Annotated in this window: 9 protein-coding genes; all 9 read left to right on the forward strand. The window is 67.0% G+C overall.

Annotated elements, in window-relative coordinates:
- Positions 1–173: flagellar basal body rod C-terminal domain-containing protein (locus LOS8367_RS18365; protein ID WP_278247967.1), on the forward strand; the 173-nt coding region annotated here is incomplete at its 5' end.
- A 55-nt stretch (positions 174–228) separates the two neighbouring features.
- Complete coding sequence (gene flgK, locus LOS8367_RS18370) at positions 229–1644, forward strand: flagellar hook-associated protein FlgK (protein WP_085897993.1); 1416 nt, start codon at positions 229–231, stop codon at positions 1642–1644.
- 21 nt (positions 1645–1665) lie between these two features.
- Entirely contained in the window at positions 1666–2718 is a 1053-nt protein-coding gene (locus LOS8367_RS18375) for a flagellin (RefSeq protein ID WP_165761526.1), read from the forward strand.
- Between the two features lie 131 nt (positions 2719–2849).
- Complete coding sequence (locus LOS8367_RS18380; protein WP_085897995.1) at positions 2850–3971, forward strand: flagellar basal body P-ring protein FlgI; 1122 nt, start codon at positions 2850–2852, stop codon at positions 3969–3971.
- Positions 3971–4285, forward strand: coding sequence for a rod-binding protein (locus tag LOS8367_RS18385; protein WP_085897996.1), 315 nt, complete (start codon positions 3971–3973; stop codon positions 4283–4285). Before LOS8367_RS18380 ends, LOS8367_RS18385 begins: the two co-directional genes overlap by 1 nt.
- The gene (locus tag LOS8367_RS18390) at positions 4282–4701 is read left to right on the forward strand and encodes a hypothetical protein (RefSeq protein WP_085897997.1); all 420 of its coding nucleotides are present in this window, start codon (positions 4282–4284) and stop codon (positions 4699–4701) included. Before LOS8367_RS18385 ends, LOS8367_RS18390 begins: the two co-directional genes overlap by 4 nt.
- A gap of 107 nt (positions 4702–4808) precedes the next feature.
- The gene (locus tag LOS8367_RS18395; RefSeq protein WP_085897998.1) at positions 4809–5783 is read left to right on the forward strand and encodes a flagellin N-terminal helical domain-containing protein; all 975 of its coding nucleotides are present in this window, start codon (positions 4809–4811) and stop codon (positions 5781–5783) included.
- A gap of 172 nt (positions 5784–5955) precedes the next feature.
- Positions 5956–6360, forward strand: coding sequence for a flagellar biosynthesis regulator FlaF (locus LOS8367_RS18400; RefSeq protein WP_085897999.1), 405 nt, complete (start codon positions 5956–5958; stop codon positions 6358–6360).
- A 1-nt stretch (position 6361) separates the two neighbouring features.
- Complete coding sequence (locus LOS8367_RS18405; protein WP_085898000.1) at positions 6362–6790, forward strand: flagellar biosynthesis repressor FlbT; 429 nt, start codon at positions 6362–6364, stop codon at positions 6788–6790.
- Positions 6791–6888: the final 98 nt, after the last annotated feature.

The following is a 6888-nucleotide window of genomic DNA, read 5'->3' on the forward strand; positions in this document are numbered from 1 at the left end:
CCGGCGAGGGCTCGGCCGGCGGGCTGACCGCCGGGGCGCTGGAGAGCTCCAACGTCGAGGTGGCCCAGGAGCTGACCGACCTGATCAGCACCCAGCGCGCCTATTCCTCCAACGCCAAGATCGTCACTACCGTCGACGAAATGCTGCAGGAAACCACCAACCTCAAGCGCTGAGCCGCGCTAGGCGGCAGCAGAATGCGCCGCGCTTCTCTCTCTAAAGGATTGCAGAATGGGCATCACCGCCGCCTTCAACGCCAGCCGCACCGGCCTTGCCGCCGTGGAGAGCTGGTCGGAAATGACCTCCAGCAACATCGCCAACGCGTCGCGCGCGGGCTATTCGAAGCGCAGCGCCCCCATGACGAGCCTGCCCGGCGGCGGCGTCGCGGTGACGGGCTATGCCCGCGCCGCCGATGCCCGCCTCGAACAGGCGCATCGACAGGAGATTTCGCGGGTGGCCGGGCGCGAGGTCGTCGCCTCGGCCCTCGCGAGCCACGCGGTCGTCCTGGGCGAGATCGATTCCGCCACCGGGCTGCATGGCCGGCTCGCGACCTTCCAGAGCGCGCTCGACGCGGTGGCGTCCGATCCGGCGCAGCCGGCGCTTCAGGAGAGCGCCGTGAAAGCGGCGGTCGCGATGGCCTCGACGCTGCGCGGCGCCGCCGACAGCCTCGCGCTCATCGAATCCGACACCCGCGCCGGGGTGCGCAGCGATGTGAGCCAGATCAACGAAACGCTGACCGACATCGCCGAGATCAACCGCCAGATCAGCCGGGAGAACGGTCCCACCGAGCGCCGCGCCGCGCTCGAGGACAACCTGTCGACGAAGCTCGACGGTCTCAGCGAAATCCTCGACGTTCGCACCAGCTATGACGCCGGCGGGCGGATCTCGATCTTCACCACCGGTGGCGCGCCGCTGGTCGAAAACGATTCCGTGCGCGTGCTGAAATTCGACGAACAGACCGATCGGTTGTCGATCGACGGCGTCGACGTGACCCCGGGCGGGGTCGGTTCGCGGGGCTCCGAGGAGGGGCGGCTGGCGGGCCGTCTGGGTCTCTTGGGGGGCGACCTGCCGCGCATGCAGCTGCAGCTCGACGAAATGGCGCGCGCCCTTGTGCAGGGTTTCGAGGCGGCGGATGACAGCCTTGCCGCCGGTCAGCCCGGCCTGTTCACCGATGGGGGAGACGCCTATTCGGCGGCCGATCTGAAGGGGCTGGCCTCGCGCATCGCCGTCAACGATGCCGTGCGCTCCGACGCGGGCGGCGGCGCGTGGCGACTGCGCGACGGCGTGGGCGCGGTGGCGCAGGGCCCGGCCTCGGATGGGCGGCGGATCGATGGCTACGTCACCATGCTGGCCGGAACGACCAGCTTCGACGAATCCGCGGGGCTGGGGCAGAACCGGACCCTCGCGGATTTCGCGGCCGGGCTGATCGCCGATCACCAACAGATGCGGAACACCGCGCGCGACGAGGCGGAGGCCCTGGGGGCCGGCCGCGATGCCGCGGAGGCAGCACGCTCGGCGGTGCAGGGCGTCAACATCGACGAGGAACTGCAACAGCTGATGTTGATCGAGCAGAGCTATTCCGCCAACGCCACGGTCATGAAGACGCTGGGCGAGATGATGGACACGCTGCTGGCGGCCGTCAGGTAAAGGAGACCGATGATGATTGCGATGACCCGGACATCTGGCAGCCTGCAAAGCACGCTGACCCGGACCCGCCTGATCGGCGAACTTGACCGGAAGCTCGGCGAAGCCGGCACGGAGATGAGCACGAACCGCAAGGCGGACGTGTATCGCTCCTTGGGCACGCGTTCGGCCGAGGCCTTGACGCTGCGCTCCAACACCAAGCGGCTCGAGGGGTTCGCCCTCTCGAACGAGCTGCTCTCCTACAGGCTCGACAGCGGTACCAAGGCACTGGGCGAGATCCGCAGCACGGTGAGCGGCGTGCTTGATCTGGCCGCCCAGACCGGCGCCAACGGGCTGATCCAGGGCAAGGAACTGCAAGCGGCGGCGCGCGCCGCGATCGAGCAGATCATCGGCCAGGCCAACCGGACCGTGCAGGGCAGCGCGCTGTTCGGGGGGCTCGACAGCGGCAACCTGACGCTGCAGCCCTGGGACCAGGCGAACCCGCGCAGCGGTCTCGCCCCATCCGACGTGGTGGCGGGGATCTACGGGGCTGGGCCGGTCGATGCCGCCGATGCGGCCGCGATCGCGAACCAGATGGCCGCCGTGTTCACCCCGGGTGGCACAGCGCCCGGGGATTTCGAGCAGACCTTCTACAATGGCAGTCCGGTCTCGGAGACCGCCCGGCTCACGGCGCGGATCGATGCGGATGAGACGATCGAATACGGGGTTCAGGCCAACGATCCGGGTATGACGGAAATCCTGCGGGGGCTGGCGATGCTGGCGGCGACAGATATCGCCGACATCGCTGATCCCGAGGCCCGCAAGGTCTGGTTCGACGAGGGTCTCAAGGCACTCAGCGCGGGTTCCGAGAAACTCCTCGCCGCCGAGACCCGGATGGGGGCGCAGGCCTCACGCGTCGAAGAACTGCGTGAATCGCAGGAACTCCGGCTCAATCTCTACCGGAGCCAGACCGCTGCTCTGGAAGGCGTCGATCCCTACGAGGCCGCGACCAGGCTGACCCAATTGCAGACGCAACTCGAGGCCACCTATGCCGTGACGGCGCGGCTCTCGAAGCTGTCCTTCCTCAACTATCTCTGACCCCTTTTGGTCCATGAACAGTTTGCATAATTGCAACCTGTTCATGGATTGATCGGAACTGTTCTTGTCGGCCTTCCCGACGCCCGGCTAGGATGACCGGGCAATTCAGGCCTCCGGGAGCAGCGTCGCACATGGCAGGACATCTTCCGCGTCTCTTGCCGGCCCTCGCCCTCGCGCTGGCGCTTGGTCTGGGCGCGATCGCGGCACCGCCATCGGCGGCGGATGTGCGGATCAAGGACATCGCCCAGTTCGAGGGCGTTCGCGAAAACCAGCTCGTGGGCTACGGCCTCGTGGTCGGCCTCAACGGCACCGGTGATTCCCTGCGCAACTCGCCCTTCACCGAACGCTCGATCGAAGGGATGCTGGAACGGCTCGGCGTCGGCAACCTGACCGACGAACAGATGCGCACCCAGAACACCGCCGCCGTCATGGTCACCGCGATGCTGCCGCCCTTCGCGCGGCGCGGCTCGACCATCGACGTCGTCGTCTCATCGCTGGGCGACGCCACCAGCCTGCGCGGCGGCACGCTGATCGTGACGCCGCTCACCGGCGCCGATGGCGAGGTCTACGCGGTGAGCCAGGGGCCGATCGCTGTGGCGGGCTACGCGGCGCAGGGCGCCAATGCCAGCATCGTCGAGGGCGTGCCCACAGTGGCGCGAATCGAGAATGGCGCCACGGTTGAGAACGAGATCGATTTCGACCTCGCGGCGATGAACTCGATCCGAATCGCGCTGCGCACCCCCGATTTCACCACCGCCAAGCGGGTTGAACAGGCGATCAACGCGCATATGGGCAGCATCGCCAGAACTCTTGATTCGGGGACCGTCGAGGTGCGTTCGGCCGCCAAGGTCGACATCCCCGGCATGCTGGCCGAGATCGAAGGGCTGCGCGTGCAGCCCGACGCCATCGCCAAGGTGGTGATCGATGCTCGCTCGGGCACCATCGTCATCGGCTCCGAGGTGCGCATCGCCGAGGTCGCGGTGAGCCAGGGCGGCCTCACGGTGATCGTGAAGGAGGAGATCGAGGTGAGCCAGCCGGAGCCCATCTCGATCGGCAACACCGTGATCGTGCCGCAGACCGAGGTGACGGTCGAGGAGCAGGAGGCGCAGTTCTCGATCCTCGAGGGCGATGTCAGCCTGCAGCGCCTCGTCGACGGGCTCAACGCCATCGGCGTCACCGCCAGCCAGACCATTTCGATCCTGCAGGCGATCAAGGCCGCGGGCGCGCTTCACGCCGATCTGGAGATCATCTGATGGAGATCATGCCCACCGCGCTGTCTCTCAAGCCGCTCGCCAAGACCCGCGAGGCGGATCCCGAAACGATGAAGACCGCGAAGAAGTTCGAGGAGATGTTCCTCGCGCAGACAGTGGACGAGATGCTCAAGAGCGTCGACATCGGCGCCTTTGGAGGCGGCCATGCCGAGGAAACCTGGCGCAGCTTTCTGGCGCGCGCCTTCGCCGAGCAGATCGCCGATCAGGACAGCACGGGAATCGCCACCAGCGTGGCGCGTGCGATCGGTGCCTATGAAGATACCGACGGGACCCGGACGGGGCAGGGGGCAGCATGACGCAGGAAACCGAATCGCAGCCCAGCGGGCTCGAGGCCGAGATCGCGGAACTCGTGGCGCTGCTTGAGGCCGAGATCACCGAGATCCGCGCAGGCGACCTCGCCGGCGTGACCGCGCGGCTCGAGCGCAAATCGGAACTGGCCGCGCGAATCGAGACGGCGCGCCCCGAGATCGAGGCCGGTCTCGCGGCCGGGGACGATGCGGCGCAGGAGCTGCGCGAGCGGCTCGACGCGCTGGCGAATCTCATCGCGCGGGATGCGGCGATGCTGGAACGGATGCGCGCCACCACCGGCGCCGTCGCGCGCGATCTGGAGCGTCTGCGCGACCGGCACGGGCTGGGTGGCCTCTATGGGGCGAACGGCAACCGTAGCACAAAGGACACGCTTTCCCGCGCGCCCATGGATAAGTCCGTATAGCGTCACAAACGCGCCCCAATTCATGGGTTTAACCATAGTCATACCGCGGCGGTCATGCCGACTTCGTCAGAAAGACGATCGAACAGTTAGAATGCTGGAGAACTACAATGTCTTCGATCCTCACCAACAACTCCGCGATGTCCGCTCTCTCGACCCTGCGGAACATCAATTCGAGCCTGAACAGCACCCAGGACCGCATCTCGACCGGTCTGAAAGTGTCTTCGGGCAAGGACAATGCCGCCTACTTCGCGATCTCCGAGACCATGAAGGGCGACAGCGGCATGACCAAGGCGGTCAACGAAAGCCTGACCCTGACCAAGAACTCTGTCGCGACCGCGCGTCTCGGCGCCGAGCAGTTCTCGGACCTGGCGACGGAATTCCGTGACAAGGTCGCCTTCGCCCAGGAGAACAAGGGCGGTCTCGACGAGATCGAATCCGACCTGAAGCGTCTCGTTGCCGACATGGGCGCGATCATGTCTCAGTCGACCTTCAACGGCGATGACCTGGTCAACGCCGGGAAGAAGGCGGCCGACGGGACCACCGCTGCGGTTTCCGGTACGATGGACGTCGTCGGCACCATCACTCCGGAAGCAACGAACCCGAGCTCGAAAGCTGCTGATCGCGAGATCATCACGGGCATCAGCCGTGACAGCGCAGGTGCGCTGCAGACCACGAAGATCACCGTGTCGCCGGTGGACCTCAACGCGCAGCTCGAGACCTTCAACCTGATCGCGACCGACTTTGCGGCTCGTGCAGGTAGCACGGCCGATACCGACACGAGCGGCGCCGCCGATGGCGACGAGTACCTCGCCGCCGTGTTGGCCCACGCCGACACCGCGACCAAGGCCACGGTCGATGCAGCCACTTCGCTGGGTCAGTCCGAGAAGTCGATTGAGCGTCAGCAGGAGTTCCTGACCAAGCTCTCCGACAACCTCGACGCCGGCGTCGGCGCGATGGTCGATGCGAACATGGAAGAGGAAGCGGCCCGTCTGCAGGCACTGCAGGTCCAGCAGCAGCTGGCGTCGCAGTCGCTCTCGATCGCCAACCAGGCGCCGCAGAACATCCTGAGCCTGTTCCGCTAAGGCACTTCGCGGCCCGCCCTCCGGGGCGGGCCGCACCCCAACCGGGCCAGCGCCCGGTGTCCCCCCGACAATTTTCGACCGGCTGACGCGTCTGCGCGATCCTCGGGTTGTGTCCGCGTCCGCCTCCACCGTCCCAGCCAGAAGAGCAGGGCCCTGAGCGAGAGCAGAACGCATGAGCATCGCTGCCTACAAGACCACCATCCGCGAAAGCGAAACCCCCCGCCAGATCGAGCGCCGCGTGCTGAGCCGCGTCACCGGCCAGCTCGCCACCCGCGCCTCTGCCTTCGACCGGGCCGAGAGCGCCCGCGAGCGCAGTGCGCTCCTGTCCGATGGGCTGCGCGACGATCTGGTGACCAATCAGAAATTCTGGTCCGAGCTGCAATTCGACCTGGCCCAACCTGGCAACGCGCTGCCGGCCGAGCTGCGCGCCGGGCTGATCTCGCTGGCGATCTTCGTCGACCGCCAGACCAGCGCCGTGATCGGCGGCAATGCCGGCGTCGGCGCGCTGGTCGAGATCAACCGCTCGATCGTGGCAGGCCTTGGCGGCCAGGCCCCGGCCCCGGCGGAGGTGGCCTGACATGGCTCTCAAGCTCACCCTCCGCCCCGACGAGCGGATCGTCGTCAACGGTTGCATGATGCGCAACTCGTCGCGCCGCCATGTGCTCACGATCGAGAGCCATGCCGACGTGGTGCGCGGGCATGACCTGCTGGACGAGGACGCGCCGGTGACGCCGGTCACCCGGGTCTACTACCTCGTGCAGAACGCGCTGATCCATTCCAAGCTGCGCGACGACCTGGTGCCGATCATCCAGCGGGAGATGGCGAACCTCGCCACCACCTTCGGCCATCCGAGCCTTGGCCATATCTTCGAGGCGGCCAACTACGTCAGCGTCGGCGACTATTACAAGGCGATGCGCGCCCTGCGCCCGGTCCTCGAGCACGAGGCGAAGCTGTTCGACCATATCTCGTCGGGCGCGAAGGCCTCCGCGTCCATGGCCGCCGAATGATCTCGCTTTCGGGCCTCAACGCCCGGATGGGCCTGCAGCTGGTGGACGCCACGCGCGACCGCCAGCTCGAGATGATCCGCAGCAGCGCCGAGCACAGC

The organism is Limimaricola soesokkakensis (genome assembly GCF_900172345.1).
Classification (GTDB): Bacteria; Pseudomonadota; Alphaproteobacteria; order Rhodobacterales; family Rhodobacteraceae; genus Limimaricola; species Limimaricola soesokkakensis.